This is a genomic window from Halomonas sp. TD01 (genome assembly GCF_923868895.1).
Taxonomy (GTDB): domain Bacteria; phylum Pseudomonadota; class Gammaproteobacteria; order Pseudomonadales; family Halomonadaceae; genus Vreelandella.
Genome location: NZ_OV350343.1, coordinates 3,244,149 through 3,268,345, shown reverse-complemented (window position 1 = coordinate 3,268,345; position 24,197 = coordinate 3,244,149). Strand labels below are relative to the sequence as shown.

Genomic DNA, 24,197 nt, shown 5'->3' with positions numbered 1-24,197 from the left:
TTACTCCTTGGATTCAAGCTGGGCACGCACTAGCGCGTCTTTCGCTTCGAGAAGCTTTCGCAGCCCCACTGCTTTCTCCGCACAATCTGGGAGATTTGTATCCACCTGTTCAGCGAGCTCGCCAATTGGGCGACTCACTTTTTGCAAGCGCTCAGGTAAGTGGCTGTAGGCAAAATACTTAATAATTGGTGATGGCATCGGTCAGTCCTCTTCCTCGGTAGCTGCCAGCGCTTGAAGCGCCGCATGTAGGGAGCCGTTTTTGGCCATGTGGCGTGGGTCGGAGTCGAGCAGTAGGCCGTAGCGGTCGGCGCTCTGGTGGCCTTTGTCGATTTCAGCGTCAAGCAGTTCAAGTGACCATCCGCGTTCGCCCGCTGCCTCGCTGCGTGGCTTAAACCCGGCGCGCACTTCAAGCAGGTCGGCGATGCTTTCTTTAAGGGGATCGACCCATGCCCACTTGGGCGCTATCCAGTCGATGGCTAAGTGAGCCGAGCGGTTGCGCCAGTAATCAGGCAGGCTAAGCGCACCGCTAGTGACGGCCACATCAAGCCATTTGGCGGCGATGCGGCGGCACCACTGGTGCACGATCAACTGCGCTTGCAGCGCTTCGGCACGCCGGCGGAATTCCAGCAGGCCGGCGCGAATGGATGAGTAATTGACGCCCTTAAGGTCGCCGGTCAGCTGTTCGTAGGTAATGCCCGCGCCAGCGGCTACCGCTAAGAGTTCGGTGCGCAGCCATTCGGTATATTGGCTTTGGATGTCTGGCGGGTTCGAGAAAGACACCTCTTCGTCGTCTTCCAGGTAGTGGATGCCGCCCGGCGTGAACTCATCAAGCGGCTCAACGTCTCCCGGCATGCTGACTAGACTGCCAAAGCTAGGGCCATCGTCTTCTGGGTCATGGGCTGTCTTGCGGTTCACGAAAACGCCAAACAGTTGGGCCAGTTTTTGCCGCGCCAGCGTGGCGTCCTGCATTTCGTCTATTTCATAAAGTCGGATAATGACGCTGGTCAGCTCGGGCACGCCGCGCAACTGGCCGGGCCGACCCCGGCGATACATATGAATGACGTTATCCGCGGGCACTGCCACACGGGTGTTGATCTCGCTGGTCAGTTTTTCGTGTGGGTGAAAGCGCCATAGGTGGTAGGCGGCACGCTGGCCGATGCCATTGAACTCAATGCCCATCTTGATCAGTCGCCCGCCAAAAGCGCGGGAAAAGCTGGGGTCGAGGTGTTCAGGCTCGATCACCTGGATCTGCATTGGCACACTCAACCCGTCACTCGGGCGGCGGTAGCGTATCCGCGCCAGCGCTTCACCGGCTTCAAACTGGCTGCCAATCGCCATGGATTGCAGGCCGTAAAAATTATCGACGCCATCAGCATCACACTCGCCAACCCAGCGATCCCAAAGCGCCTGAATGGTCGCGTTGCCCCACTGCGGCTTAATACCGGTGCCGACCAGATTAGACATGTATTTTTCTTTAGCACTGGCGGCATAGGCATTGTTGCGAATGGCGTTATGACTGCGGGCCACCAGCAGGGGCAAGCTACGTTCAATGGGTCCGTTTGGGCCGGTGACGGTGGTGCCTTTTCCCGCCATGCGGCGCTTGGTGCTTGCGCCTTCATATTGAGCGCGCACCAGGTCGTTGCCTCGGTAGCGGAGTCGAGGCTTGGTAGTCACGCTCATATCAAAGCCCTTTATTGGTAAAGGCGTAGCGGGTGCGGGTTCGGCGGGTGTTAGTCTGCAAGCCGCTGGCGATGGTGCGCTCTAGGGCGCGCAGCTTGGGTAGATCGACCTCGCCGTACTGGACGGTGCGCCCGTTGTGCGTGATGCGGGTGACGCGAGCGCCGGTACCGAGATCCACAATGGCCTGACGCACCTGGGCGAGCTGTTCGGCTGTGTAGGCCATGGGTGCTCCTAGATTCGGGGTTTGGCAACGCGACGCTTGCGCGATTGTGGCTGTCGCTGTTTTTGAGTGGGCGCTAACGGTGCGCCATCTGAGTTAGGGTCGATGATTAGCGGGTTCTCGTCCCACGGCGCAGCCCACGGCGGCGGCGCATCCCACTGGATTACTTCACATTTGAGCAGGACGAACAGCGCCAGGTTGTAAACGCACAAATCAAAGGCTTCGTTGGGTCGCTTGCCGGGGCGTGACCATTTGCCGGTGGCGGGGTCACGCACTTCATAGGTGAGCTCGTCATACCACCAACGGCCTAGCCATGCGGGTATGTGCATGTAGCCAGCGCCGGGGTTGTTACGGTCCATCATCGCGGCGACTGCGTCTTTCAGCAGGTCGGTACCGAGAATATAAAGCGGCACATCACCACGGGCTTTGCTTTTGCGGTTTTTACGGCCGGTGTTGTCCGGCCACGTCTTGCGAATACGGTTGGTGGTTTTGGAACTGCCGCCTTTGAAAAGAAAGGCTCGGCTTTGCAGGCCGTCTTTGCGTAGCCGCCGAAACCATTCATAGGCCTGAGAGGTAACCGATTCCACGCCATCGCCCTCCCCGCCTGTATCTACCCCCGCTGCGAGTATCGGCATTCTGCGCCCGCTACCGTCGGCAAGACGGTAGCTGCGATTGAGTACGTCGCGGGTCAGTAAATCCCAGTCTTCTGGCTGTGTGGCTGGGCTGATCTGCCGGGGTGGTTCGTCGCCTTTCGGACCTCGGTCGTCTTTGATATTAAAGCGGTCGACCACCCACATTTCACGATGGGCACCCCAGCCGTGAACCTGCACCACAAAGCGGCGCTCTTTGCCGCCCTGCACGTCCACCGTGGCGGTTAAGAAGCGCACGCCCGGGGGAACAGTACGCCGCTCCGTTTGCTCGGCACGGTCCATTAGTTGCTGGCTGGAGCGCTGCACTTCGGCACGCCGGTGCAGGTACGGCCTGCCCCAGTCGGTGTTGATGACAGTCTTGAGCGTTTCCTGGCTACCACTTTGCTCGAATGTTTCTTCAGCGCGAGCCAGCTTTTCCGCCAAGCTGAGCCAGCTCTGGAATGCGGCGGCGGGGCCTTCCATCCAAAAAGAAGCAATACGCACCGGACGGCGCGTACCGGTTAGCTCTCCGTCATGCGATAACTGCATTCCTTCCGGCACCCAGCGACCCGTCAAGTTAAGCGCTCGCTTTGACTTGGGATCGATTTCACTACCGCAATGCGGGCACGCCACGCGCTTTGACGACTGAATAAAGTGATCCATCGTGGGTGTGAACCACCGTTGACAGACTGACTCAGGGCACTGCCAGTACCAAAGTCGGCGGTCACCCTGGTTAAACAAGTCCAGAATACCGGTAGTAGGTGGCGCCATATGCGGGCAGTCCGCCGGGCGCTCCCAATCAGGGTCGACTACTTCGCGGCCCGGCGAGGACTCAGCCAGGGTCATACCGGTAGAGCCAAACGTTTGAGTTCGTTTGCTGGCTAGCGTGAAAGCATGACCCTCTCCGTCGATGTTTTCGTCTAAGCGGTCATAGTCGGTAATCAGTACAAACTGGTAATCAGATGAGGCCAGCACGTTCTTCGACGGCCACTTGATGCCTAAATAATTGCCAGCCCGAAAGGTTTTATCGTGAACGTTATTGTCGTGACCGCGCGGGCTAAGTCGTTTTGCTAATTTCGGCGAGTTTTGCAGCATTCTGTCAATGCGCTTTTTGCTGAACTCCCTCGCCTTCTCTTCGGAGATCTGAACGATCAGCCCATCGCCGGGGTCGCACGAGATTTTATAGGCCACATAGCCATCAATCAGTGCGTTGGTCTTACCTGTACGCGCAGGGCCCACGAAGATCACCGCGTCATATAAGCGGCTGCCCATGCAATCAAGCGGCTCTACCATGTAGGGCGTGGCTTCTGGCGACCAATCCATCACGGTGCCCGCGCCATCGACTACCTTCATCTTTTCGGCAGCGGCTTGGCTTGCGCGAATACGGCGTGGTGGGCGGATCAGCTCGGCAACGTCACGACGAATAGCGGCAGCACTGGCTAAACTACTCATCGCCCTCACCTTCGTCGTCGCTCACAATGACGTGATACATCTGCTCGCGCAGGTTGTCAGTGGTTTTTTCTACCATCTCAATCGCCTCTGGTGGCAAGCCCGCATCACGCTCAAGCATATCGGCGAGGCTATCCAGCCCACTGGCCACCGCTTTAGCCAAGCGCGACATTTCCCGGTGCGCTTCTTCAACCGGTACCAACAGGCGCATTTCCTTCTCAAGCTTTACGCGTGAAATTTCGGACGCATACCAATCTTTGCGGTCACTGGGGTGGTAATCATCTGGATTAGCGGCAGTGCCTGGGCGGGACTCACTGAACAGCGCTGGGCCTGCATCTTTTAGAGCGTAGATATTCGCGTTGTTGCGTGAACCAGCGGGCACCACGCCCGCCTCTTTCAGCCGTTTGCGCACCGTATCGCGGTGTAGACCAAACGCATCGGCCAGTCTGGTGATGTTCCAGTTGTAGGCCTCTTCCAGGCGATTGATCTCAGCCACACGGTTATCATCCTATCGGCACTGTACCTATATTGGTTTCGGCAGCATCGGCACCGCTAAACGCAGCAACCACGCGGGTAAAAGCTAGGTGCTGCTGACGACCATGAAACCCCGAAAATTTGCCGAGTTCCGGGAGTCTGCGCCCCCGTGGCGCGTCTTTTGGCGGCCAGAAGGACCCGCGTTTTTTTCTGTTACGCTGTAAGTTCCGCGCATCAACAGGCATGTATATGAACGAATCACCATTCAAACCTTGGCAATTTATTTTCTCTTCCATCTTCGCGTCTGGGCCAACATGGCTATTCGGCGCAATCTGGAGTTGGAGCTATCCGATGTGGGTTTACATCCCCGTCTGGATTTTCTTTTTCGTGATGGCACTTGGGTCGGTAGTAGGCGCGTCAATAACACTTCGTGGCGCTGCTGCCCAAATAGAAATGAATGATCGACAAAAAGCAGACGCCACTGGCGTTTCGGAGCAACAGCCCCCGGTGGTCACTGAAAAGCAAGGCACCCCCGTAGGTGCTCAGAAGCTCAAGCGCCGTGGCGATGTGCCTAGTGCGCCACCGCCTTCAGATAACTGGCCCCGCTAATCCTCCCCGGCCCCGCGCACCATGATCTCTACCACCACAGCCCGATCTGCATTGAAGCGACGCCTCAGTGCCTCATACTCAGCCAGCAGCAGCAATAACCCCCGCTGGTTTGATAGCAAGCGCTCAGGCGCGGGCAGCTCACTCGTCAGGTGCGCGGGCACCGTTGGGCAGTCGCACGCCATCACTGGCGCTGGGCTGCTGGACCTCGCGCACCCAGTCAGTAATGCCAGCAGGCAGATCGCTATACAGCCACTCGCGCGCTTCAGCATCTGTATCTCCCAGTCGTTCCAGCGCTGCCGTGCTGGCGCGCATGTCGTCAGCGATGATAGTTAACGCTCGATCTCGCTCTGCTAGCGCGTCGTTTAGGGTTTCAATCTGCTGGCGCTGCCACTGCTGGTGCTCTTGCAGGATCTCAGCGCGGGCGCTCTGGCGCTCGACTTCGGATTGGTAGGCGTCTCGCTGGGTAGTGATGTGCTGCCAGTAGAGGTAGGCGCTCACAAGCGCTAGGCCACCCAGTGCCCAGCCCATTGCCTTGCTCTTGAACGCGGCAATCATTTGAGCCACTTCGTCACAAACGCCAGCAACACATCATAGATGCCGTCGGCTTTGTTACGCACCCACTCCACACCCATGATGGCTAAAAACACGCAGGGAGCAAACGCCACCTCTTCAGGTAGGCCGTAGTAGGCAGAGACCCAGAGGAACACCGGGTACAGCGAGAGCGACAGGATGGTGCCCACGGTGGCGCTCATAAACGCCTTAGTCCAAGGGCCGCCGTTATGTAACGCGGTGATAAACCCCACTGTGAACGTGGCAGCGCTTAAGAGCATCCAGGGGATCATGTTCACCAGCCACTGCCAGTTATTCGGGTCGCGGTTTGGCATGGTGCGTTTCTCTTTGGTTCGTTTTTTCATGGCGCACCTCTCGGGCGGGCCTCGTCAGTTAGTCGATGGAAATACCGCCAACCGTCTCATAGACGCGCAGCAGCTCATCGGTGGCTAGCTCACGCTGGCCATAGCCAGCACCCGGCAGGCTCGCCCAGATACGGCGGCATGCGTAAATGGCCTCACGAATGCGGCCATCATGGATAAGGGAAAGCGCCTTGCATTGGCGAATCAGGTGCACCGCCGCCAAGTCTTGGCTGGCTGGAGTGAAGTCGGGCAAGTTGAAACGGTCTGCCAGATCGTCCCATGTGCGCAAGAGGAACTGATAACGGCCCGCCGCACTGGAATGGATCTTGTACGCAGGCAGCCACACCATAACGCGTGGGTGATCGTCGTAACTGTCGAACGTCTGACCGCCGACAATCACATCATAACCATCCTCATAACCGAAGCGCGGCGTACCCTCGGCATAGGCAAGCATGTCCAGGAACGCGGCCACGTTACCCGCTCGCGTGTCTTTGGGCGGTGCTGGCTCCACGCGCAGCAGTTCCGCCTCGTCATACCAATGGGCAGGCGAGTGAGCAGACATGGCAACCTCAGGGAGAAAAGGCCCCGCACGAAGGGGCAAAGCGAAGCCCAGGCGGCAACGCATGAAATGGTAGCGGCGGCGGAAATCGAACCCTCTATCTCCGGGATATGAGCCCGGCAACCAGCCAGTGGTCCACAGCCGCTAGAAACGCAAAAACCCCGCCGGGTAACCGGCAGGGCTTCATGATGTGTGGCGGCTAGCGACATTGAGCGCCAGCCTAGAAACATAGTAGATCAGCCGTGGAGTTAATACAACATCTAGTGTTTCAAAGCTGTGCCAGCATCAACAAAGCCACCCTTGCAGGCTTAGCCGCATCCTTGAGCGCCTGACCATTCTTAAAAATCGGCACGCTTTTATGTTCGTTTCGGCACCGTCGGTAGGTTTCTTTTTCCGTAACGCGCACAACCTCCACCTGAGTCAACTCAGCCATAGTGGTAAGCGAGCCCATTTGAAGCATGCGCGAGTAGATGGGCAAGTGCTGGGCAATAAAGTCATACGGCTTCGCCCATGGGGCTTTCTGCTGAGTGGGCATCGAGTACAACTTGGCCGCACGGATCAGCACCGCCAAGCGGGCACGCGGACGTAAGCGAGCGCCTTCTAGCCACTCTCGCGCAAACTCATGGCCAGCATGAATCCGGCAGCCGCGCTCACAGGCAATCGCCAGCGGCTCAGCGGCAGCGGTTCCCCCTCCTGGCTGCTCGCCTACGGTCGCGGCAGAGCTGAACGGCTGAAAGCCGGTGTTTTCATGCCAGTGCCACGTCAGGCGCTCTACTTCCATATCAAGCACACGATCCACAAACACGCGTGCCGCTTCCGGGTCATGCTCTGGGTGACTGCTACGCGCCAGCTCTCGCAGATCACGAATACCCATACGCTCATAGTTGCGCGCCATGCTCACCTCTTTCATTAATGCCATGCCCATTAGCCCTTTCTCCACTCGGTACCGCTGTTCATCACCTGACGCTGCCCCACTACCTTCGTGCGTGGCCAGCTCGCGTATTCCCTTAGCACCGCCTTGGCCTCTTCGATACCCCGCGCCAGCACAGCGCAATAGCCCTCATACTCGCTGCCTTCCAGCCACGTGAATTGGCTATCGCTCAGGTCGGCATCACGCGGCGGGGTTGCCTTAAACTCCAGATACAGGCCGTGCCAGCCCCCACGCGCTTGACGCACCGGCAGATCGGACACGCCTGCCTTAGCACCCTGCCGCTTCATCGCCACCGCCGTCTTGAAACTGCGAACGCCGCCGTTCGGTACGTGATAAATGGCGTCGAATAGCTCCCCGACCGGCTGACCGCGCATCTTCTCGCCCTGCAACCAGCGAATGACAACCGCCTGTTCGTTGCCTTCCCAATCCACTGGCTTTTTACGGGGTGTGCCGTCAGCCTTTGGCTTAGGTGCGCGGCGCTTGCTGGCGGGTAGTCCGCGAACGGTCATAGGTCTAGCTCCTGGTTTCTATCCCACACGGCAAACCGACGCGCGATTTGATGAAGCGAGGCCGCCGCCACTGGGTCAGTGGCTAAGCGACCCAGGCTTTCCACCTCGCACTGATCCTCAATCCAGCGGCGGGCGGTGTAGTGGCTGTGTGGCCACCCGCTATCCAGCGCATCGATAGCATCCAGCCATTCACAAAAGCGGTTATCGTCTGCCAGCGACTTGGCGTGGTCTTCTATCGGGTGTGCGTTCTCGGTCACTGCCCCGCCCTCCGTTGGCCGCGTTCCCACTTGCTGTAAGCCGCCAGCACCTTCTCCAACATGGCTGCGGCTTCATCGTTATGATCAAGCTCGGCTCGACTCTGGATGCCACACGCTTTACGCAGCCACCGTGTAGCGCCAGCCAGCTGGTGCGTGCCGTTTGGGTACTGCTCAGGTGTCAGGTGATGCTTGGCGCGCCAGCGGTGATCTAGGTACAACCAAAAGCGCTTGTTCTGGCAAAGCAGCGCAGCGCGTCGGGCCTGCTGGCCCCCTTTTTGGGCGTTATCCATCGCTTTGCTCTCCCTGATCATCTAGGCCTTCTACGCTGCGACAAAAGGCCAAGACTGCGCAGCCTACGGTCAACACTACGCCCGAAAGGACGCCCAGCAGGTACAACGTCATGCCGTCCATCATGATTCACCCCCAGCCCACGACCGAACAGGGCTCTTGCGTGTGCTATCTCGGTTGGCGTTGAGATTCCCGAGGGATTCCGTCAATTCGTCCAGTTCGTTGGCAGGCCGTCGCCGTGCAACTCGCAAATCACGCCTAAGGCTGCGCACCTCTTCGCGCAACTGGTCACAGCGTTTCGCCAACTGCTGGCGCTCTGCCCAGGCTTCACGCATCTTCTGGTTCAGCTCCTCGGCATCACCGATGCGGGAATACAGCTTCACCAAGATGAACTGCTCGCCTAACAAGTCGCTTTCCTGACGAAACGCGGCCATGGCTTCCTGGTGGCGGTGGTAGTTGCTGCTACCAGCCAGCGCCAGGGCAAAGCCCGCTTTAGGCTTTACGTGACCACGCTTGTTGATCCACAGCAGCCCCCAACCTTCGGGCAGCTCGTCGGGCTGAATCATCCCTTCAGGGCACATGAAATAACGCCAGTTGCCCAGGCCACCCTCAATGCGGTGCGGTTTCTTACGATCAGCGAGGAAGTCAGAGCGCGACACCTTCACTTCCACCACTACCGAGCCATCACTAGGCGTGTACCCTGACTGGCGAAAGCCGATCGCATCCGGGATCTCACCCGTCCAACCAGAACGCACCTCGCTCACTGCTACATGACAGCCATGGCCGTTATTGCTGTTGGGGCGCTTGAGCCACTTCACGGCGATGGCGCACAGCTCGGCATGGGTCCATTGCCTTACGCCGTCCATCGCTGGCCACCTCGCTGTGATTTGCGTAAGCAGTGTTTGCACGCGGGTAATGGCTCAAACGTACCTGGGTCGCGAAACTCGCTAGGCGGCTTGCGGTACTGGCACTCCGGGCATTTGGGCTGCTGGTAGGCGTGGCGCGTCATGCAACACCCCCCTGCAGGCGCGACGTAATAGCTCTCAAGCAGCGGCACGGCGGGCAGTTCGCATTCGCCATGCGCGGTGAGGCGGTAACCCGTGATCGTGCGGGCCACAAACTGCTGCTCGCATAGCTCATCACAAGCAACGCGCACCTGGTGCAACGAAACGGGCAGCTTGTAGGCCTGCGCCAGCGTAGCGAGGTGCTGGGCATCACAGGCCGCTGAACGCGCCAGCAGGCGCAGGACGATGTTTTGGTGATCGATGGGCTTTAGGGTGCTCACGACGCCACCCCCTTAGCCGCTTCCATTGCCAGCGCTTTGCCGCTCTCAGTCAGCCCCAGCACCTGGCGCGATGGAGAATCAGCGCTCATACCCGCCACGTCGACATAATCCAGATCCAACAACTCACGGCAGCGGCCGCAAATGCTGGAAAGCGGCAAGCCGGTTGCCTCAGCTAGCTGGTTGCGTGTCATGGGCCCCTTACTGACCAGTGCAGCGATCACCACGCCCTGCGTCGATTTGAGGCGCCCGCTACGGCGGTGCTCGCTAAACGCGGCGCGCTTCACTTCACTGCCGCTCGGTTGAAATGCGGTATTCATCAGATAACCTCCATGGCGGATTTTGCGCGGCGCTTAGGCTCAGGCGGTGGCGGGTTGCGCAGTTGGGTAATAGTGCCCGCGTCTAACGGTTGAATACGGGCGTTGGCGAGCTTGGCAGCGGCATACTCGGTGCCGGTATCGCCCTCGCGCTGCTTGGAAACGATCAGCTCCATGATGCCTTTGTGCTGGTAGTCGTCGGGGTAGTAGCGCTCATGGCGATACAGAAACACGATGATGTCGGCGTCTTGCTCTACGCTGCCGCTTTCACGAAGGTCGGCCATTAGTGGGCGCTTATCGGTACGGCTTTCTAGTCCTCGGTTGAGCTGACTCAGCAGCATCACCGGCACCTTGAGTTCTTTAGCAAGGGCCTTCATCGCGCCGCTCATTTCCGCCACTTCCTGTTCACGGGTGCCGTGGCGGCCGTCGGGTTTCATTAGGCCTAGGTAATCCACGACCACCAGCCCCAGGTCACCGTAGTAATCGCGCCAGCGCTTAGCTGCACCGCGTATTTGGCTTGGCGTGAGGGCTGCCCGATCGTCAATTACCAGCGGGGCATCTTTCAGCGCATTAACGGCATGGGTTAGGCGTGGGTAGTGCTCATCGTGCAAGTGGTTCTTAGGGTCGCGAATGGCTTGAATGGGTATATCGCCCACTTGAGCGGTCAAACGCTGCAGTAAGCTGGCGCGGCCCATTTCCATCGAGAACATCACGGCGGGGCGCTTTTCGTGAATAGCGCACTGAGCAAGCGAAGTCAGGCTCAGCGCGGTTTTACCCATGCCAGGGCGGGCGCCGATAACTACAAGTTGCTCTGGGTGCATGCCGAGCGTTCGGTTATCAAGATCAGGTAAGCCAAAGCTCATGCCCATAGCGCTGGTTTCGCCGCTCTGGCGCTTTTCCAATGGCGCAATCAAATCCTGATCAAGAAACTGGCCGATAGGGCCAATCGCGCCCGCATCTGCACGCAGTAAGCGAGCAATGCTCCCTTGGGCAGAATCAATCACGTCAGCAAACGGTTGGCGCTTATCACTCGCCATTCGCTGAACCTGGGAAACCGTATCCAGCAATCGGCGGCGATTACTCATGTCCGTCACGATGCCCGCGTATGCGTCGGCGTTTGCTACGCTAGGCGTGTTCTTGGCGATCTCAGCCAAGTAGCCCATGCCGCCCGCTGATTCCAACTGGCCGTTATCTGCCAATGAGTCAGTCAGCGTTAGCAGGTCCACTGCTTGTCCGCTGGCGCTCAGGCGGTTCATTTCTGCCCACAGCATCTGGTGGGTATGGTTGTAAAAATCATGGGGGCGTAGCTGGTCGGCTAAGCGATCAATCAGCGCAGGGCGCTGCAAACACGCACCAATCACGCTCTGTTCAGCCTCATGGCTAGCCAGCGGCGTAGCACTAGCGTCATGGCTTTGGCCGTAATCCTGATCGTAATAGCTCATGCGTCACCCCCAGTCAGTTCAGGGTGATACTTGAACTCCATGATCTTGCGGAAATTCTCAGCCTTCACGATCCAGTCGAGGCCGAAAAAGCGCGAGTCGTCACGCATCAGGAACTCAGAACGGCGAAGGAACTTGAAAAACCGCCCCCACCAGTCGATGCCAGTGGCCTCGTCCGCGTACAGCGCATCACCGGTTTGCTCGTTGATGATCGAGAAACCCTGTTTCCAGCGAGCAGCCAATGCGCGTGACCCTGCTGAGCTGCCCGTCCACAAGCTGCGCAGCGGCTGGCGCTTTTCCGGCATGATCTCTGCCCACTGATCAAGAATGGCTTGATGGGGGCAGTTAGGCAGCGAAGCGGCTTTTGGTTCGGCAGGGGGAAGGGTTTCGCTTTTCGTGTTTTCCACTGCCAGCGTTTGCTCGTCGTCGGCGCCAGCCGTCGACTCTTCCCCGTAAGGGGAAGTATTAATGTCTTTCCTGTCTTTCTTTGTTAGGGCGTCTTGCCCTGACTGAGTTAGGGCATCTTGCCCTGACTGAGGGCATGAGTCAGGAGCGCTTTTCTTGCGGCTTTCAGCTGCTAGCCACTCGGTATGACGCTTGTTCAGTGACACGGGCGCACGGCTTCCGCCGTGACGAACAACAACCTGGCGCCGAATAAGCTCGTTCAGGACTTTCGAGCAATCGGTGGCATGTAGTCCAGTGCCGCCAGCAATGAACGTGGAGGCAAGGCGCTTCTGCTTCGTTCCCCACCCGTAGGTTTGGCGGATGATAAAGTTCACCACGCGGAATTCACGGTTGGTAAAGTCAGCCACACAAAGCGCATCAAGCAATTCATTAGCGATTCGGGTATATCCGTCCTCCACTTGCGGCCCCTTGGTTTTAGTGGGCGCACGCTCTGGCAGGTCAGGAAAGCGCAATACGTTACTCATGAGCGGCTCTCCTCAATCAGTGCGCGCAGCTTAGCGATCTGCTGGTTACCCTTTGCCTGACGCTCTGCCGTCAATGCCCGTGGCTTTGCCTTCGCAAAACGCCCCCGCTTAGGAAACTGGTAAACTTTGGCTTTCTGCATTACGATTAACTCCTGGGTAGTTGAAAGCCCCGTCATTGGTTTGCCGACCCGACGGGGCTTTTTCATGCCTGTCTTTTGCCGCCAGCGGATTTAAAAACACCTGTGCATACAAACAGACCAGCAGCGTGGGCTGTTCTGCTATGGGCTGGCTCATATACTGGAATCATTGAGAAGCCACCTCGTTAGCGGGCGGCTGAACAAACACAGACGGGCACAGTTGAGCAGCAGTAAACTTGCCGTTCGTTAACTTTTCCGCTCGCAGCGCAACAGCAGGAGACATGCCGTGCTTTCCACGCACCCACCCTGAAACAGTTGCTTGGTCAACTTTGAGCAGTTCTGCTGTTTTAATTTGGTTGCCGAAGAAACCCACCAGACTTTGGAAGGTAGAGGTTTGGCTCATCTTTGCGCGCTCCATAATAGGCATTCCCATATAATAGGTATAGGCATACCCGTTTGCAAGCGTATGGGTTCGCCTATATAAAACGCTTATGGAATTCAAAGACCGCCTTAAAAAAGCCAGGAAGTTAGCTGGCCTCAATCAAGCTGAGCTCGCCCAAAAAATTGGCGTGCAGCAAACCAGCATCTCGGATTTAGAGCGCGGCAAGTCTAAGTCAACGTCATTTTCTACTCAGATTGCCCATGAGCTAGGCGTTAGCGCTTTATGGCTTGCCACTGGAAAAGGGGAAATGAACGCAGGCGCAGTAAGCTCTGTGACTGACAGCAACGTATCTATGGCACCTACGCCGCTGCGCTACTATCGCTACCCAGTGATTTCTAGCGTTCAAGCAGGCAAGTTTGCAGAATGCGTGGTTCCGTATCCTTCCGGCATGGAAGAACAGCACGAAAGCACTGACTATGACGCCAAGGGGCCAGCTTTCTGGCTAGAGGTTTCAGGGGATTCGATGACCGCACCAGCAGGCGTAAGGCCCAGCATCCCAGAGGGCACGCTGGTGTTAGTGGACACCGGAATAGAAGCAACACCCGGAAAACTGGTAGTGGCTCAGCTAGACGAAAGCAACGAAGCCACCTTCAAAAAATACATCGTAGAAAGCGGGCAGAAATACCTGAAGCCGCTCAACCCCGCTTACCCTCTCATACCGATCAATGGAAACTGCCGGATTATCGGGGTGGCTGTTGAGGCCAAAACCAAGCTATAGCAGGCCCACTTATGAATGAGAAAGCCCTCAAAGCTCGGGAGCTGAAAGGAGAAGACTTGCATGCCTTTGTTGACGCAAAAGGCATCACGCATGACTGCCCTGCCTGCGGTCACGACCACGTAGCCATCATGTCTCACGGACCAGATATGCCGCTACATATTTATGCCATGCCGCTCTTGCATCCGGGATTGCCAGAGGAAGGCGCTGTGGAAATGGTCGGTGTCACCTGTCCGAACTGCGGGCACTTGAGAATGTTTGCGGCCCAGATGGTGGTCGAGTGGAAAGAAATCGCGCCACCAGGGTCTATAAATTGGGAAGAAGAGGAGCCACCCAGTGACAGATAATGTAAGCTATCTTCCAGCAAGGGGCGGCGGAGGCACAGGAGGCGAACCACCAATGAGCAATCTTGAGGCCCGTGTAGAACATCTGGAGCGCGATGTTAGCGACATCAAGGTGACGCTAGCGCGTATCGAAGGCCGCTTTGATACGGTCGACGAAAAGTTTAACGCCATGAATACCAAGCTAGACACCTTTGCCACTAAAGCTGATTTGGCCGAGACGAAGGTGAGCATGATTCAGTGGGGAGTCGCCACCGTTATCGCCGCTGGAGCATTGGTGTTTGCCATAATGCGCTGGCTCCCCGCCGCGTAATACCTCTTAACATCGCTTGAAGAGCCGCCCATTGAGGCGGTTTTTTTGTGCCCATATCCAAAATATGGGAATGCCTATTGACGTATTTTATGTGTTTGCCTATATTTAGACCATCGAAATACAGGCAAGGGCCAGTAAAATGCAAATCACACAAGGTAATTGGCAGGCGACCATTAACCCAGAGCGCGGCAGCTTAGGCCTTACCCGCACTCAAGCGGTCGACATCATGCTGCTTGCAGCGGGCAATACCTACAAAGAGATTGCACGCGCCACAGGTCGTTCACCAGAAACCGTGCACGGCAGCCTTAAGAAGGGCTACCACAAGTTAGGCGTTTACAAAGCAGCTGGTGCCGTAGCAGAAGCGATGCGCCGTGGCTGGATCGCCCCGCTGTTAGTCGCGCTCATGATTGGCTGCATCAACGGCGATGCCGACGCCCTGCGCCACCGTCAGCCAACACGCACCCGCCAGCAGGTCAGTGCCAGCCGCACGCTAGCCCGGCGCGACACAGGGAGTGTGTACGCATGAGCATCGTAGACAAAACCATTCAGCAGCTAGTGCGCAACCGCGTTCACGACCTCACCGACCGCGCAATGAACATCAATAGCCTCGGCAACCATCGCGCAACGGTAACGCTCACTAAAAGCTGCATCGTTCTGGCCGTGTCTCACAGTAGCGACATTAACACCATTAACACCTATGCGGCTCAGCTCCCGAGAAGTGACGTTAGCGACAGGCTGGCGCTGGCTGAGCTAGACATCGCGCTAAACCAAACCCGCGTTTATCTGACAGGCGGTGCCCAATGAGCGCCCTGTTGATTTCCTGCCGCTTCGTCGTGAAGCACTGGCAGCTGCTGGCCATGCAAGACGGCTACACCGATCACCGCACCGAGATTGAAGCAGAGCCCGTTGATGGCGGTTACCTGCCCGCCTTCGTGGGCAAGTACGACACCCGCGTCATCGTTGAGATGGCTACGCCACTACCTACGGCAGAAGCCGCGCGCAACAGCCTGCGTGATGTGCTGTGGGGTGCGCACGTCGAGCAGCGAATCAACCTAAACGAAAACCCTGCAGCACAGGAGCGCGCCGCATGAGCAAACAAGCCACCAAATTACTCTGGGCCGCGTTTCTGTTTGTCGCGCTGGTCGTCATGGGCCAGTTATCGAAGGGCGAAGCCCAGGAACAAGCCGACTGGCTCATTAGCTACTGCACCGATGCCGCCGTGTGGCAAGCCGAAGAAGCACGCGGCGTGCCGCTGAGTGAGCGCACCGGCCAGCCTGATTACAGAGGCATTGCTGAAGAACAGTGCCCAGGTATGCGTCCGGCGGGTCCAGCCCAACCCGCTTACCAACTTGTTCAGTTTTGAGGTGATGACGATGACACAGATTAACCGCTCAGGAACCGTATGCTTTGGCGATGCCAGCATCAACATTTGGGAAGAGCCTAAACGCACCAGCATTGCTCAGTGGAATGAATGGGAAAAGCTATTTCGTAAGCAGGTATTCAAGCGCTTTATTCAGCAGCTTAACCGGCTTGGCTGGCATGTTGGCGAGTGGGACGAAGCCGATGAATACCGCTGTATCGCTCATAACCACCGCACCTGCACAAAGGGCGATCTACAGGGCCAATTAGAAATAACTGGCCGCACTGTTCAATTTCAGATGTGGCAAGACGTAGCTAACATTACCCGGGAAGACGGGAAAGGCCGCTACGAGTTCGATAAAGAAAAGCGGATGCCTTACCTGATTCATTTGGAAATGCAGCGCACCCGTAACCGCATCCGCGATTACCTGTGCAATGTGTTTGCTGGGTACGACTTTAAAGACATGAGCCCTAACGCCAATCGGCGAGGCCCTGGTGGTCTCACTGCAATGGAGTGGGTTGAGCGTGACATTCGCAGTACTGGCCACTTTGTCGAAGAACTAGGGCATGCCCGCATCAGCATGGGCAGGAACGAAACCTCGGCCGAAGGCGAAACCATCACCCATGGCGCTCGTGTTTTCACGATAGACAACAAGGGCCGCATCGTTTCCGGTACCGCCTACTACGACTTGAACAGCAGCTGGCACGTGGTCACGGGTAAGTACGGCGTGTTGTGTAGCCAAGCCTCCGAGATCTACCTGCATAACCCAGGCTGCCTGCGCGTCAAGCGCAATGAACGCCAGCGCCGCCAACGCCTAGAGCGTGAAATGGCTAAAGCCATCAAGGCCATGGACTTCAAGCGCGCCCAGGTGCTTAAAGAAGTCTTATTCCCTGACAACGAACCCCTCTACCTGATTTGGCACAAAGGCCACTCGGCTTGGTATGCGCCCAATTTCTGCGGGTACCGCACCAGCGCCAGCGATGCAGGCAAATACACCCGCGCCGAACTGGGTAGCTACATCCAAGAGGATTATCTGACCAAGGCGGTACCGCTTGGAGAAGCCGCGTGATAGTCCGCAACCGGCTCGGCCAAGCCGTGACAGTCGGCAACCGCCGCCGCCACTGCCGTTGTCGGGTATGCGGTGCACGGCAGGTAAAAGCCAAGCACCCCAGCGATTACCTGCGCCCTATCCGCTGCAGAAGCTGCGGCAGCGTCGACTCGCTCCGGATCGATGCCTGGGCAGATAACCGCGGATGGCGGCACCTGACGTGCTACTGCGACGGCTACCACTTCCCGCCCCGGATCAAATCAGAGTGGTGCTACCACAACCCCAACTACCCCGCCGAGGAAGCGCAGCGCGCGATGTACGGCGGCATGTGAGCCAGCCATGACCTTTGATGAACAGTTCGACCGAATTTTCAAACAGCCAGCGAAAACCAACCAGCCACCCCAGCGCGAACAGTAAGGAACAGAGCAATGACCATGATCAAAAACGCTATCGTCCTAAAAGCCCTACTCCCTGACGTTGCGCTGCTGCGCCAGCAGCTTGAAGCCGCTGAGAACGGCGAGATCGCAGATACAGAGTTTCGTCGTGATGCGTTCGTAGAAGCCGCTGCCGGTGAAATGGTGGCAGAGTTTCCGTCCGGCTTTGCGCTGTGCCTGCGTTGCCAGGAAAAAACCATTCCCTCCGGAGCTATTGGAGAAGCCGTTTTCAAGCGCGCCACCGAGATCGAGGAGGAGCGCGGCGAGCCGCTGACCACGGAAGAGCACGACACGCTTTATGCCGATGTGGCGGTGGAGGTCTGCAAGCAGGCCTTCGTGAAAACGCGTTACGTACAAGCCTTCTATCACATCGAAAGCGAATTCCTGTTCGTCAATGCCACCTCGCCCGGTGATGTTAAGCGGTTCATGAACACCCTGATTAAGCTGGCAGGCAAGGTGCAAACGGTCACTATCCACATCAGCGCCGTGAAAAACGGTGTGACCTCTCGCCTGCAGCGCTTAATTGCCGCCGGTTCTGCAAGTGAAGACCTTCCCTTTGGCCGCTTGGAAGCTGACGACATGGCTCGCCTGCGCCGCAAAATGGCCCCGGGCGAGCCGGTGGAAGTGGTTACCTATAAAGGCACCTGGCTAGCTAGCAATGATGAATTGTTACATCAGTTGGAAGACGGCTTTGAAGTCGAAGAGATCGGCCTGACATTCCCGCCTGCCGCTATGTCGTTTCGCCTAACTCACCAATTCCGTTTCAAAAGCATCGACTTTGCAGCGGTAGAGCTTGAGGACTACGACGGCGACGACGGGGCGCACGATTGGCGAATGAATGCCATGCGGGAAGTGGAAGGCATGGTTGCCGTGGTGCAAGAGCTTTGCGAGCTCATGGACTACGAACAGCCCGTTCTCGAAGCCGTAGCCGACGACGAAGATGAGCAGGAGCCAAGTGCATGAGCAAACTTAACCGCCAATCCAAAATCGTTGCGGACCCGCATACGGGCGAAACGATGACGCTGCCCGAACTCGCAAAGCGCTACGGCTTGCGCAGAACAACGGTGCGCGCCCGATATGACCGCGGCCAACGCGGCATGGAGCTCATCGAGCAGCCCTCGACCGGCAACATCAGCGAGGCTGTGCGTGATCAAATCGCGATGGAAGACCGTAAACGCTACATAGAAGAAGCAAAGCACACGCCGCTTGCGATGCCGCTTAAACAGTTAGGAGGTAGCCAGCATGCCTAAAGAGCGCCCGATATTATTCAACGCTGCCATGGTGCGCGCCATTCTCAACGGCCACAAAACACAGACGCGGCGGGCAATGAAACCACAGCCAGCGGTTCACGTTGATCATTTTAGGCACGTGACCACATGCGCCAGGACAGGGCGTATGGACTGGCAGGCATGCAATAAAGCAAAAAAGCCGGTTTACGCTTTCAAGAAGAAGCCCTGCTTTGTGACTGAGATTGCCCAGTGCCCCTACGGCCAGCCCGGTGATCGACTGTGGGTACGTGAAACATGGGGTGTGGTTTCTCATTCGTTTGATGCGAATGGAGAGCGCAGCCAATACCAACCGGACAGGCCTGCTACGCCGATTCAAGAGATGCCGTTCGGCCAAGGCTACTACCATGGACATGTAATTTATGCGGCTGACGGTGCCTTTGAATGGGCTGGTGACGATGACGGCGGTGGTAATACGCGATCAGCATGGAAGCCCAGTATCCACATGCCCCGCATTGCCTCCCGCATCACGCTAGAGATCGTCCGCGTTCGCGTGGAGCGGCTGCAGGATATTAGCAAAGAGGACGCGACTGCCGAAGGCATTGAGCCGCCCGAAGGCGAAACGTATCGAGACTATGCCGTTAAGCCTGAAGACAATGAAGGTCACGACTACTACCTATGCCCTCAAGATTCGTTTATTTCCCTGTGGGAGAAAATAAACGGCCTTGATAGCTGCAAAGCCAACCCCTGGGTATGGGTTATTGAGTTCAAGCGCGTGGAGGCCAGCCAGTGAACTACCAAAAGCCCAACGTAGAGCCCTTCATGCACTCGCCCAAAGCGTGCGTTAGCTGCCAGAGTTACGAACACCAGAGCTTTGATGAAGACAAGCACTGCCCGTTTCAGCGGCACTCTGGCTTGCAGGAAAATCCAACACGCACACCCTACGGCCAATGCAGCCGCCACGGTGTGCAGGTGTTCGCCACGCAGATCTGCAACGCCCACGCACCAGACCCACACATCGAGTGCTTCGACGTTGTTAACCGGCCAGAGCCTCGGGAAGTTATTCAGGAGGGCATGGAGGTATGAAAGCAATGAAACTCGGCATTCAGTCACGCCACTTTGCCAATTTAAGTGAGGCGCTACAGCCTCCCGAAAAGCCGCCGCTGATCAGCACTCAGCGTTACCTAAACGATGCTGTCATTAAGCGCAAAGCCAAGACATTCAAGGTATTCGTGGTGCGGGTCCATGAGTGCACGCTACGCGGTAAGCGGTACCGCTTCCTGGTGGATGGCCACCACAACTATGCAGCGGCGAAGCTGTGCGGCGTAGAGCCAACTTTCACCACAGCTGGTGCTAAATTCCTACGCCACTTGAACAAGCTGACGCCGCGCCAGCAAGAGGCTTTCTTCATCGACAACCTCACCGACTGCGACCACTACTACGTAGAAACCGGTGAGATCGTAGAAGAGCTGGTAGCGCCTATGGAGTTAAGCGAATGAGCAATTACACACAAGGCGTATGCCACGACGGCGCGGCGATTCTGAAAGACGGCCAACCGCTCACTATTGAGAAGATCCTTGAAGCGCTGCGGGAGCGTGAAGTCCTCATCGAAGATCGTGCTCGTTTCCCTGACAGGCCCGACGGCGTGGGGCGAATGATCGAAGCGCACATCAAAAACAAAGACGCTGCTACTAAGAGCGCCAATGAATATGCCGAGATGTGGCGCAGGCGAATGGAAAAGGCGGAGCGCCAGCTGGCAAAGGTTGAGCAAGAGCGAGACGCGCTTGCTGCTCATTTAGACCAACTGGGCTATGTACTCGTTGACGCTAAGCGCAGCGCTGCTGTTATTGCGTTCCCGTCTAATTATAAGGCATCAGATTATCAAGCCTTTGCCAAAGAGGTTATTGCCAACATAGAGAAGCTGAGCCAACAGACACCCGCCACCAGCCTCGCCTGTCGCGACCTGACTAAGCAGTCGGAAGCACTTGTTGCGCTTTATAACGACTGTCTAGGCCATGGCGGTGACGGCATGGTGAGGTGCGCCATCATGCTAGATAGATCTATCGAGCTGAGAGAAGAAGCCGAGGGCCACCAATGACCCAGCCCACCCACACCCACTGCACTAGCGGTGGGAAATACGCCGAGCTGCAGCAATATCAGGGCACCGGCCCGCTTGAGGGCCAGTGGCTAGTCGCCTACGAAGACTTGATCCTGAGCGTACAAAGCGTGACCACGCAGGAGAATTGGTTAGAAAACTGGCGAGAAATCGCCCCCGATGATTGCACGGTATGCATGGGTACCGGCACCGACCATATCAAAGGCAACAAAGCCAACCCTTGCGGGCATTGCTTTGGTTTAGGAAAGGTCATGGAAAGCGGCAAAGCGGCTGGCGGTGTATGGGATCTAGCCTCGATAGCAACCGGCATTATTCAGCGCCATCAGGCAGAGCTACACCAGCTGCGACAGATTGCGAACAACCCTGCCGTACAAGCACTGATCGAGCAGCAGCGCCAGCAAGCGATTGAGGACAGCGTAGCGCGGCAAGAACGGCAGTGGCGTGATGGTCGCGGCCACGGCCCTGGTGGCCAGAGGATGACAGGAGACTGATATGAAAACTGGCAAATTAATGGAGCTTGAGCAGTGGTGTCGGGCACGTTTTGAAGGCGCGCCACCCTCGCCTACTACCGTGCGCCGCTGGTGTCGTGAAGGCCACGTGCCGGCTAAAAAAATCGGTGGCACTTGGTTTATCGATCTTGATGCTGAGCGTCGGCAAACCGGCAATGACCTGGCTGATAACGTATTAGGGATGTGACATGCCACCACGGCCACGGATACGAAAGAACAAAGGGCTGGAGCCAAATCTGTATGAGAGCAACGGTTACTATATTTATCGTCGCCCTGATACTGGCTCCCGGCACGGCATGGGTAGGGATCGGGCTAAAGCCCAGGATGCGGCGCGCATACTTAATGTGCGCCTGATGAAAGGCGCGGATCTAGTGGCGGACGTGATGGGCGAAAGCGGTGTCACACTGGAAACCGCAATTAAAGCCTGGCTAGCAGAGTGGGTTAAACCTAGCCCATTGGGGGACTGGACCAAAGAAGCAAAACGTGGCCGGGGCGAGCGCATCATCAATGATGCTGGCAGCATGCTGCTAGAGAACATCACCACCCGATGGTGTGCCGAATATCTGAGCGAAAATCATCACAACACGGCGTACGTTCAATACCGTTCAGTGCTATCGCAGATATTCCAGTTCTCTCAAACTAAGGGCTGGGTTGACCACAACCCAGTAGAGCCCACGCGTAAGAACAACTATTACAAGAAAGTCAGGGCGCGCTTAAGCGTTGCGCAATTCCAAAACATCCATGCTTTAGCAGATGACTGGATGAAAATAGCAATGGAGTTATCTCTGCTATGTTTGTTTGGTAGAGCAGAAGCAGTTGCCGCTAAATACGAAGATATTAAAAACGAGCGACTACATTATATTCGTGAGAAAACTAAAGAACGTAGCAAAACAGCTTATGTAGCTATTGAATTAACACCCGCGATTGAAGATTTAATTAAGAGGTCACGACAGATTGAACCAGTATCTCCTTTTATAATTCATCGCAAGCCATTAAGAATGCCAAGCCGGAAAGGGAATAGGCATTGGTCACAAGTAACACCTGATTATTTATCGAGAGAGTTTGAAAAGCTTCGCGACTTAATACCAGATATAAAATCTATGCCTCAAGAGGAACGCCCAACGTTTCATGAAATACGCTCGCTTGGCTCACGGCTACTTGAGCTAAAAGGTACTTCAGTTGAAGACATTCAAGTACTCATGGGTCACGCAGACGATAGCACGACCCAGGTGTATTTAGACGGTCACGACACACGCTGGCAATCAGCTAAGGGCAACCCGTTCACAATGGACGCACTGCTTTCAGGCATGGAAAACGTCACATCTTAAGCCCTTGAAATGGTGGATTGTTTTTCTAAAATATTTCGAAAGTTTTACCAAGCACAAAAAAACCGCCGCTAGGTTTTACCCGTAAGCGGCGGTTTTCATTAGATATTCTTGGTCGGAGTGACAGGATTCGAACCTGCGACCTTTGCAACCCCATTGCAACGCGCTACCAAGCTGCGCCACACTCCGATGCCTTGCTCAGCAACGATTGTTAACCAACATCGTTTGCCTCAAGACGGTGCGTATACTAGCGTTTTATTAACCAAATGAAAAGCTCTTTTTGCGCTTTCTTTTCAATTGCTTGCCGTTTGCACCTAATCGACACTCTTGAGCAACGATGCCATTGCATCATATACCTTTGGCGTCGTTACGAGCAGTTGCTCTGGATAGAGGTCGGCTGGCACGCCGTCAGGCACCTTAGCTAAGTGCCCTACTTTCGCACCTGCTTCACGAGCAATTACCCAGCCAGCAACAAAGTCCCATGGTGAAACGCTTTCATAATACGCATCTAAGCGACCACAGGCGACATCACAAAGGTCAATCGCGGCAGCGCCATTGCGACGAACATCCTGGCAGTTCGTCAATACGGCTTCTAAACGAGGTAAAAGCTTTTTGCGGGCCTGTTTATCGTAGGGAAAGCCGGTGGCTACCAGGGTACTTTCCAACGTATCCGCTTCACTTGGCTTGATCGGCTGTTGATTGCAAAACGCACCTAACCCTTGTGCGGCACTGAAGGTATCACCCAAGAAAGGCGCGTGAACAACGCCAACTTTACCAACACAGTTTTCTATCCAGCCTATCGACACCGCCACATGGCGCAGGCCTTGGGCAAAATTGACGGTGCCATCGATAGGATCCACCACCCACAGACGCTCGGCGGGAGCATGCAGCGCGCGCTCAGGGCTTAACTCTTCGCTCAGCCTTGCTTCGCCAGGAAAATGCTCTTCCAAGCGTTGGCTAATTAGCGTATCAACTGCCACATCAACATCGGTAACCAGTTCGATGCCAGCTTTCAAGCGCTGGCTGAAGCCTTGCTGCTCACGGGCGCTGCGAATCATATCGCCCGCTTCCTCTGCGATACGCACGGCCAGTGCCAGCCGCTCTTCTAAGGTATAGGCCGTCATTAACGCTCCTTGCTTGATTATTTCACGTTACCTAAATACAAGCTCAGCTTAAGCGGTGGCGTATGGTATTACCATGACAGCAGACGAAACAGTCTTTAACGAAGCGCATCTACCAGTACATCAACAACGACGCGGGTAGCTGCCTCAATGAGCACAACATCAGCTCCTACGCGCTCCCATTCGTAGCCGGGGTATTGGGGCAGTTGAGACGCTAACGGGCCATCGAAGCGTTTTGCAATACCCGGAGGCAATGGTTTACCGCGCTCTAAGTTGCGCTGAATACCAGGCGGCAATGGCTGGGCACGTGGCGCATCGTATTGACGCAACAGGCGCAGTAATTCACGCTCGTTGATACGAGGAAGATCTACAACGCGTTCATCGCGGTGGCGACGCTCATGGCGGCCTATATCATGCCCGCCACCCTGGCGTTCGGAATGCGAACCGTTGTCTCTAGCACCATGAGCGGGCGCGTGGGCAGGCTGCGCTACTGCTGCCACCTGCCAAAAAAGGGTGCAAACTAACAAGCAAGCGCTAAGAGGGATCGATTTCATCATCAGCTCCTTATGATCAGGAGCGTTAAGTGTAGAGTGGAAATGCGCAGGCAGTGTGGACGTTTGGAAAGGA

Annotated in this window: 40 protein-coding genes and 2 tRNA genes; 18 read left to right on the top strand and 24 right to left on the bottom strand. The window is 56.5% G+C overall.

Annotated elements, in window-relative coordinates; all coding sequences use genetic code 11:
- Genes L1X57_RS14700 through L1X57_RS14680 form a run of 5 tightly spaced genes read right to left on the bottom strand, consistent with a single transcriptional unit; the run spans nt 1 to nt 4,474 of the window.
- On the bottom strand, nt 1-198 hold the full coding sequence (locus L1X57_RS14700) for a hypothetical protein (protein ID WP_009724516.1): 198 nt from the start codon (nt 196-198) through the stop codon (nt 1-3).
- A gap of 3 nt (nt 199-201) precedes the next feature.
- Nucleotides 202-1,680: a phage portal protein gene (locus L1X57_RS14695; protein WP_009724517.1), complete on the bottom strand. Its 1,479-nt coding sequence runs from the start codon at nt 1,678-1,680 to the stop codon at nt 202-204.
- A gap of 1 nt (nt 1,681) precedes the next feature.
- The gene (gene gpW, locus L1X57_RS14690; RefSeq protein ID WP_009724518.1) at nt 1,682-1,903 is read right to left on the bottom strand and encodes a gpW family head-tail joining protein; all 222 of its coding nucleotides are present in this window, start codon (nt 1,901-1,903) and stop codon (nt 1,682-1,684) included.
- Nucleotides 1,904-1,911: 8 nt separating this feature from the next.
- On the bottom strand, nt 1,912-3,981 hold the full coding sequence (locus L1X57_RS14685) for a phage terminase large subunit family protein (protein ID WP_234667775.1): 2,070 nt from the start codon (nt 3,979-3,981) through the stop codon (nt 1,912-1,914).
- A complete protein-coding gene (locus tag L1X57_RS14680) occupies nt 3,974-4,474 on the bottom strand; it encodes a DUF1441 family protein (RefSeq protein ID WP_009724521.1) in 501 nt (166 codons plus the stop codon). The genes L1X57_RS14685 and L1X57_RS14680 overlap by 8 nt, the downstream gene beginning before the upstream one ends.
- Before the next feature lie 227 nt (nt 4,475-4,701).
- On the opposite strand from L1X57_RS14680, the gene L1X57_RS14675 reads away from it, so the two are divergent.
- Entirely contained in the window at nt 4,702-5,061 is a 360-nt protein-coding gene (locus L1X57_RS14675; protein ID WP_143759781.1) for a hypothetical protein, read from the top strand.
- Nucleotides 5,062-5,199: 138 nt separating this feature from the next.
- Here L1X57_RS14675 and L1X57_RS14670 read toward each other — a convergent pair whose 3' ends face one another.
- The 15 genes from L1X57_RS14670 to L1X57_RS14600 all read right to left on the bottom strand — a co-directional run bounded on the left by L1X57_RS14670 (nt 5,200) and on the right by L1X57_RS14600 (nt 13,023).
- Nucleotides 5,200-5,616, bottom strand: coding sequence for a hypothetical protein (locus tag L1X57_RS14670; protein ID WP_009724524.1), 417 nt, complete (start codon nt 5,614-5,616; stop codon nt 5,200-5,202).
- Nucleotides 5,613-5,975: a phage holin family protein gene (locus L1X57_RS14665; RefSeq protein ID WP_009724525.1), complete on the bottom strand. Its 363-nt coding sequence runs from the start codon at nt 5,973-5,975 to the stop codon at nt 5,613-5,615. The genes L1X57_RS14670 and L1X57_RS14665 overlap by 4 nt, the downstream gene beginning before the upstream one ends.
- A gap of 28 nt (nt 5,976-6,003) precedes the next feature.
- Nucleotides 6,004-6,534 (bottom strand): glycoside hydrolase family 24 protein, encoded by a 531-nt coding sequence (locus tag L1X57_RS14660; RefSeq protein WP_009724526.1) that lies wholly within the window; start codon nt 6,532-6,534, stop codon nt 6,004-6,006.
- Nucleotides 6,535-6,601: 67 nt separating this feature from the next.
- Nucleotides 6,602-6,677: transfer RNA gene (locus L1X57_RS14655), tRNA-Met, on the bottom strand.
- A gap of 122 nt (nt 6,678-6,799) precedes the next feature.
- The gene (locus tag L1X57_RS14650; RefSeq protein WP_143759783.1) at nt 6,800-7,426 is read right to left on the bottom strand and encodes a hypothetical protein; all 627 of its coding nucleotides are present in this window, start codon (nt 7,424-7,426) and stop codon (nt 6,800-6,802) included.
- Between the two features lie 29 nt (nt 7,427-7,455).
- A complete protein-coding gene (locus L1X57_RS14645; protein ID WP_009724528.1) occupies nt 7,456-7,971 on the bottom strand; it encodes a VRR-NUC domain-containing protein in 516 nt (171 codons plus the stop codon).
- Complete coding sequence (locus tag L1X57_RS14640) at nt 7,968-8,228, bottom strand: hypothetical protein (protein ID WP_234667773.1); 261 nt, start codon at nt 8,226-8,228, stop codon at nt 7,968-7,970. The genes L1X57_RS14645 and L1X57_RS14640 overlap by 4 nt, the downstream gene beginning before the upstream one ends.
- Nucleotides 8,225-8,518, bottom strand: a complete 294-nt coding sequence (locus L1X57_RS14635; protein WP_009724530.1) for a hypothetical protein — start codon at nt 8,516-8,518, stop codon at nt 8,225-8,227. The genes L1X57_RS14640 and L1X57_RS14635 overlap by 4 nt, the downstream gene beginning before the upstream one ends.
- Nucleotides 8,519-8,638: 120 nt before the next feature.
- The gene (locus tag L1X57_RS14630) at nt 8,639-9,382 is read right to left on the bottom strand and encodes a hypothetical protein (RefSeq protein WP_009724532.1); all 744 of its coding nucleotides are present in this window, start codon (nt 9,380-9,382) and stop codon (nt 8,639-8,641) included.
- The gene (locus L1X57_RS14625; protein WP_009724533.1) at nt 9,370-9,801 is read right to left on the bottom strand and encodes a hypothetical protein; all 432 of its coding nucleotides are present in this window, start codon (nt 9,799-9,801) and stop codon (nt 9,370-9,372) included. The genes L1X57_RS14630 and L1X57_RS14625 overlap by 13 nt, the downstream gene beginning before the upstream one ends.
- On the bottom strand, nt 9,798-10,118 hold the full coding sequence (locus L1X57_RS14620) for a MarR family winged helix-turn-helix transcriptional regulator (protein ID WP_009724534.1): 321 nt from the start codon (nt 10,116-10,118) through the stop codon (nt 9,798-9,800). Before L1X57_RS14620 ends, L1X57_RS14625 begins: the two co-directional genes overlap by 4 nt.
- On the bottom strand, nt 10,118-11,557 hold the full coding sequence (gene dnaB, locus L1X57_RS14615) for a replicative DNA helicase (RefSeq protein WP_009724535.1): 1,440 nt from the start codon (nt 11,555-11,557) through the stop codon (nt 10,118-10,120). The genes L1X57_RS14620 and dnaB overlap by 1 nt, the downstream gene beginning before the upstream one ends.
- The gene (locus tag L1X57_RS14610) at nt 11,554-12,483 is read right to left on the bottom strand and encodes a replication protein (RefSeq protein WP_009724536.1); all 930 of its coding nucleotides are present in this window, start codon (nt 12,481-12,483) and stop codon (nt 11,554-11,556) included. Before L1X57_RS14610 ends, dnaB begins: the two co-directional genes overlap by 4 nt.
- Nucleotides 12,480-12,623, bottom strand: coding sequence for a hypothetical protein (locus L1X57_RS14605; protein WP_009724537.1), 144 nt, complete (start codon nt 12,621-12,623; stop codon nt 12,480-12,482). The genes L1X57_RS14610 and L1X57_RS14605 overlap by 4 nt, the downstream gene beginning before the upstream one ends.
- A gap of 163 nt (nt 12,624-12,786) precedes the next feature.
- Nucleotides 12,787-13,023 (bottom strand): YdaS family helix-turn-helix protein, encoded by a 237-nt coding sequence (locus L1X57_RS14600; protein ID WP_009724538.1) that lies wholly within the window; start codon nt 13,021-13,023, stop codon nt 12,787-12,789.
- Between the two features lie 88 nt (nt 13,024-13,111).
- On the opposite strand from L1X57_RS14600, the gene L1X57_RS18870 reads away from it, so the two are divergent.
- From L1X57_RS18870 to L1X57_RS14555, 8 genes are all read left to right on the top strand, one after another.
- Nucleotides 13,112-13,780 (top strand): LexA family protein, encoded by a 669-nt coding sequence (locus L1X57_RS18870; protein WP_009724539.1) that lies wholly within the window; start codon nt 13,112-13,114, stop codon nt 13,778-13,780.
- Between the two features lie 11 nt (nt 13,781-13,791).
- Nucleotides 13,792-14,124, top strand: a complete 333-nt coding sequence (locus L1X57_RS14585; RefSeq protein WP_009724540.1) for a hypothetical protein — start codon at nt 13,792-13,794, stop codon at nt 14,122-14,124.
- Nucleotides 14,125-14,176: 52 nt separating this feature from the next.
- A complete protein-coding gene (locus L1X57_RS14580) occupies nt 14,177-14,431 on the top strand; it encodes a hypothetical protein (RefSeq protein ID WP_009724541.1) in 255 nt (84 codons plus the stop codon).
- A 139-nt stretch (nt 14,432-14,570) separates the two neighbouring features.
- A complete protein-coding gene (locus tag L1X57_RS14575) occupies nt 14,571-14,957 on the top strand; it encodes a LuxR C-terminal-related transcriptional regulator (protein ID WP_009724542.1) in 387 nt (128 codons plus the stop codon).
- Nucleotides 14,954-15,235 carry a hypothetical protein gene (locus L1X57_RS14570; protein ID WP_009724543.1) on the top strand — a complete coding sequence of 94 codons (282 nt, stop codon included), beginning with the start codon at nt 14,954-14,956 and terminating at the stop codon, nt 15,233-15,235. Before L1X57_RS14575 ends, L1X57_RS14570 begins: the two co-directional genes overlap by 4 nt.
- Entirely contained in the window at nt 15,232-15,522 is a 291-nt protein-coding gene (locus L1X57_RS14565; RefSeq protein WP_009724544.1) for a hypothetical protein, read from the top strand. The genes L1X57_RS14570 and L1X57_RS14565 overlap by 4 nt, the downstream gene beginning before the upstream one ends.
- A complete protein-coding gene (locus L1X57_RS14560) occupies nt 15,519-15,794 on the top strand; it encodes a hypothetical protein (RefSeq protein WP_009724545.1) in 276 nt (91 codons plus the stop codon). Before L1X57_RS14565 ends, L1X57_RS14560 begins: the two co-directional genes overlap by 4 nt.
- Before the next feature lie 10 nt (nt 15,795-15,804).
- Nucleotides 15,805-16,860, top strand: a complete 1,056-nt coding sequence (locus L1X57_RS14555; RefSeq protein WP_039869669.1) for a hypothetical protein — start codon at nt 15,805-15,807, stop codon at nt 16,858-16,860.
- Here the strand turns inward: L1X57_RS14555 and L1X57_RS14550 are convergent.
- Complete coding sequence (locus L1X57_RS14550; RefSeq protein WP_234667771.1) at nt 16,821-17,081, bottom strand: hypothetical protein; 261 nt, start codon at nt 17,079-17,081, stop codon at nt 16,821-16,823. The two genes, L1X57_RS14555 and L1X57_RS14550, sit on opposite strands and share 40 nt — an antisense overlap.
- 186 nt (nt 17,082-17,267) lie before the next feature.
- Between L1X57_RS14550 and rdgC the strand changes: the two genes are divergently transcribed.
- From rdgC to L1X57_RS14505, 9 genes are read left to right on the top strand one after another with little or no spacing between them, the layout of a single operon-like run.
- Nucleotides 17,268-18,236, top strand: coding sequence for a recombination-associated protein RdgC (gene rdgC, locus L1X57_RS14545; RefSeq protein ID WP_234667770.1), 969 nt, complete (start codon nt 17,268-17,270; stop codon nt 18,234-18,236).
- Nucleotides 18,233-18,523, top strand: coding sequence for a hypothetical protein (locus L1X57_RS14540; protein ID WP_009724548.1), 291 nt, complete (start codon nt 18,233-18,235; stop codon nt 18,521-18,523). Before rdgC ends, L1X57_RS14540 begins: the two co-directional genes overlap by 4 nt.
- Nucleotides 18,516-19,292 carry a hypothetical protein gene (locus L1X57_RS14535; protein ID WP_009724549.1) on the top strand — a complete coding sequence of 259 codons (777 nt, stop codon included), beginning with the start codon at nt 18,516-18,518 and terminating at the stop codon, nt 19,290-19,292. The genes L1X57_RS14540 and L1X57_RS14535 overlap by 8 nt, the downstream gene beginning before the upstream one ends.
- Complete coding sequence (locus tag L1X57_RS14530; protein ID WP_009724550.1) at nt 19,289-19,585, top strand: hypothetical protein; 297 nt, start codon at nt 19,289-19,291, stop codon at nt 19,583-19,585. Before L1X57_RS14535 ends, L1X57_RS14530 begins: the two co-directional genes overlap by 4 nt.
- Entirely contained in the window at nt 19,582-19,998 is a 417-nt protein-coding gene (locus L1X57_RS14525; protein ID WP_009724551.1) for a hypothetical protein, read from the top strand. The genes L1X57_RS14530 and L1X57_RS14525 overlap by 4 nt, the downstream gene beginning before the upstream one ends.
- On the top strand, nt 19,995-20,597 hold the full coding sequence (locus L1X57_RS14520; protein ID WP_009724552.1) for a hypothetical protein: 603 nt from the start codon (nt 19,995-19,997) through the stop codon (nt 20,595-20,597). Before L1X57_RS14525 ends, L1X57_RS14520 begins: the two co-directional genes overlap by 4 nt.
- Complete coding sequence (locus L1X57_RS14515) at nt 20,594-21,106, top strand: hypothetical protein (protein ID WP_009724553.1); 513 nt, start codon at nt 20,594-20,596, stop codon at nt 21,104-21,106. Before L1X57_RS14520 ends, L1X57_RS14515 begins: the two co-directional genes overlap by 4 nt.
- A gap of 1 nt (nt 21,107) precedes the next feature.
- A complete protein-coding gene (locus tag L1X57_RS14510; RefSeq protein ID WP_009724554.1) occupies nt 21,108-21,311 on the top strand; it encodes an excisionase in 204 nt (67 codons plus the stop codon).
- Nucleotide 21,312: 1 nt separating this feature from the next.
- Nucleotides 21,313-22,452, top strand: coding sequence for a tyrosine-type recombinase/integrase (locus tag L1X57_RS14505; RefSeq protein WP_009724555.1), 1,140 nt, complete (start codon nt 21,313-21,315; stop codon nt 22,450-22,452).
- Between the two features lie 109 nt (nt 22,453-22,561).
- Here L1X57_RS14505 and L1X57_RS14500 read toward each other — a convergent pair.
- From L1X57_RS14500 to L1X57_RS14490, 3 genes are all read right to left on the bottom strand, one after another.
- A tRNA-Pro gene (locus tag L1X57_RS14500) sits at nt 22,562-22,638 on the bottom strand.
- Between the two features lie 125 nt (nt 22,639-22,763).
- Nucleotides 22,764-23,573 (bottom strand): inositol monophosphatase family protein, encoded by an 810-nt coding sequence (locus L1X57_RS14495; protein ID WP_009724774.1) that lies wholly within the window; start codon nt 23,571-23,573, stop codon nt 22,764-22,766.
- Nucleotides 23,574-23,668: 95 nt separating this feature from the next.
- Entirely contained in the window at nt 23,669-24,124 is a 456-nt protein-coding gene (locus tag L1X57_RS14490; RefSeq protein ID WP_009724773.1) for an anti-virulence regulator CigR family protein, read from the bottom strand.
- Nucleotides 24,125-24,197: the final 73 nt, after the last annotated feature.

What these genes read in the sequence shown, in the direction of transcription:
- L1X57_RS14700 (WP_009724516.1), bottom strand. Translation starts at nt 198, where the DNA reads ATGCCATCACCAATTATTAAGTATTTTGCCTACAGCCACTTACCTGAG.
- L1X57_RS14695 (WP_009724517.1), bottom strand. Translation starts at nt 1,680, where the DNA reads ATGAGCGTGACTACCAAGCCTCGACTCCGCTACCGAGGCAACGACCTG.
- gpW (WP_009724518.1), bottom strand. Translation starts at nt 1,903, where the DNA reads ATGGCCTACACAGCCGAACAGCTCGCCCAGGTGCGTCAGGCCATTGTG.
- L1X57_RS14685 (WP_234667775.1), bottom strand. Translation starts at nt 3,981, where the DNA reads ATGAGTAGTTTAGCCAGTGCTGCCGCTATTCGTCGTGACGTTGCCGAG.
- L1X57_RS14675 (WP_143759781.1), top strand. Translation starts at nt 4,702, where the DNA reads ATGAACGAATCACCATTCAAACCTTGGCAATTTATTTTCTCTTCCATC.
- L1X57_RS14670 (WP_009724524.1), bottom strand. Translation starts at nt 5,616, where the DNA reads ATGATTGCCGCGTTCAAGAGCAAGGCAATGGGCTGGGCACTGGGTGGC.
- L1X57_RS14665 (WP_009724525.1), bottom strand. Translation starts at nt 5,975, where the DNA reads ATGAAAAAACGAACCAAAGAGAAACGCACCATGCCAAACCGCGACCCG.
- L1X57_RS14660 (WP_009724526.1), bottom strand. Translation starts at nt 6,534, where the DNA reads ATGTCTGCTCACTCGCCTGCCCATTGGTATGACGAGGCGGAACTGCTG.
- L1X57_RS14650 (WP_143759783.1), bottom strand. Translation starts at nt 7,426, where the DNA reads ATGGCGCGCAACTATGAGCGTATGGGTATTCGTGATCTGCGAGAGCTG.
- L1X57_RS14645 (WP_009724528.1), bottom strand. Translation starts at nt 7,971, where the DNA reads ATGACCGTTCGCGGACTACCCGCCAGCAAGCGCCGCGCACCTAAGCCA.
- L1X57_RS14635 (WP_009724530.1), bottom strand. Translation starts at nt 8,518, where the DNA reads ATGGATAACGCCCAAAAAGGGGGCCAGCAGGCCCGACGCGCTGCGCTG.
- L1X57_RS14630 (WP_009724532.1), bottom strand. Translation starts at nt 9,382, where the DNA reads ATGGACGGCGTAAGGCAATGGACCCATGCCGAGCTGTGCGCCATCGCC.
- L1X57_RS14620 (WP_009724534.1), bottom strand. Translation starts at nt 10,118, where the DNA reads ATGAATACCGCATTTCAACCGAGCGGCAGTGAAGTGAAGCGCGCCGCG.
- dnaB (WP_009724535.1), bottom strand. Translation starts at nt 11,557, where the DNA reads ATGAGCTATTACGATCAGGATTACGGCCAAAGCCATGACGCTAGTGCT.
- L1X57_RS14610 (WP_009724536.1), bottom strand. Translation starts at nt 12,483, where the DNA reads ATGAGTAACGTATTGCGCTTTCCTGACCTGCCAGAGCGTGCGCCCACT.
- L1X57_RS14605 (WP_009724537.1), bottom strand. Translation starts at nt 12,623, where the DNA reads ATGCAGAAAGCCAAAGTTTACCAGTTTCCTAAGCGGGGGCGTTTTGCG.
- L1X57_RS14600 (WP_009724538.1), bottom strand. Translation starts at nt 13,023, where the DNA reads ATGAGCCAAACCTCTACCTTCCAAAGTCTGGTGGGTTTCTTCGGCAAC.
- L1X57_RS18870 (WP_009724539.1), top strand. Translation starts at nt 13,112, where the DNA reads ATGGAATTCAAAGACCGCCTTAAAAAAGCCAGGAAGTTAGCTGGCCTC.
- L1X57_RS14585 (WP_009724540.1), top strand. Translation starts at nt 13,792, where the DNA reads ATGAATGAGAAAGCCCTCAAAGCTCGGGAGCTGAAAGGAGAAGACTTG.
- L1X57_RS14580 (WP_009724541.1), top strand. Translation starts at nt 14,177, where the DNA reads ATGAGCAATCTTGAGGCCCGTGTAGAACATCTGGAGCGCGATGTTAGC.
- L1X57_RS14575 (WP_009724542.1), top strand. Translation starts at nt 14,571, where the DNA reads ATGCAAATCACACAAGGTAATTGGCAGGCGACCATTAACCCAGAGCGC.
- L1X57_RS14570 (WP_009724543.1), top strand. Translation starts at nt 14,954, where the DNA reads ATGAGCATCGTAGACAAAACCATTCAGCAGCTAGTGCGCAACCGCGTT.
- L1X57_RS14565 (WP_009724544.1), top strand. Translation starts at nt 15,232, where the DNA reads ATGAGCGCCCTGTTGATTTCCTGCCGCTTCGTCGTGAAGCACTGGCAG.
- L1X57_RS14560 (WP_009724545.1), top strand. Translation starts at nt 15,519, where the DNA reads ATGAGCAAACAAGCCACCAAATTACTCTGGGCCGCGTTTCTGTTTGTC.
- L1X57_RS14555 (WP_039869669.1), top strand. Translation starts at nt 15,805, where the DNA reads ATGACACAGATTAACCGCTCAGGAACCGTATGCTTTGGCGATGCCAGC.
- rdgC (WP_234667770.1), top strand. Translation starts at nt 17,268, where the DNA reads ATGACCATGATCAAAAACGCTATCGTCCTAAAAGCCCTACTCCCTGAC.
- L1X57_RS14540 (WP_009724548.1), top strand. Translation starts at nt 18,233, where the DNA reads ATGAGCAAACTTAACCGCCAATCCAAAATCGTTGCGGACCCGCATACG.
- L1X57_RS14535 (WP_009724549.1), top strand. Translation starts at nt 18,516, where the DNA reads ATGCCTAAAGAGCGCCCGATATTATTCAACGCTGCCATGGTGCGCGCC.
- L1X57_RS14525 (WP_009724551.1), top strand. Translation starts at nt 19,582, where the DNA reads ATGAAAGCAATGAAACTCGGCATTCAGTCACGCCACTTTGCCAATTTA.
- L1X57_RS14520 (WP_009724552.1), top strand. Translation starts at nt 19,995, where the DNA reads ATGAGCAATTACACACAAGGCGTATGCCACGACGGCGCGGCGATTCTG.
- L1X57_RS14515 (WP_009724553.1), top strand. Translation starts at nt 20,594, where the DNA reads ATGACCCAGCCCACCCACACCCACTGCACTAGCGGTGGGAAATACGCC.
- L1X57_RS14510 (WP_009724554.1), top strand. Translation starts at nt 21,108, where the DNA reads ATGAAAACTGGCAAATTAATGGAGCTTGAGCAGTGGTGTCGGGCACGT.
- L1X57_RS14505 (WP_009724555.1), top strand. Translation starts at nt 21,313, where the DNA reads ATGCCACCACGGCCACGGATACGAAAGAACAAAGGGCTGGAGCCAAAT.
- L1X57_RS14495 (WP_009724774.1), bottom strand. Translation starts at nt 23,573, where the DNA reads ATGACGGCCTATACCTTAGAAGAGCGGCTGGCACTGGCCGTGCGTATC.
- L1X57_RS14490 (WP_009724773.1), bottom strand. Translation starts at nt 24,124, where the DNA reads ATGAAATCGATCCCTCTTAGCGCTTGCTTGTTAGTTTGCACCCTTTTT.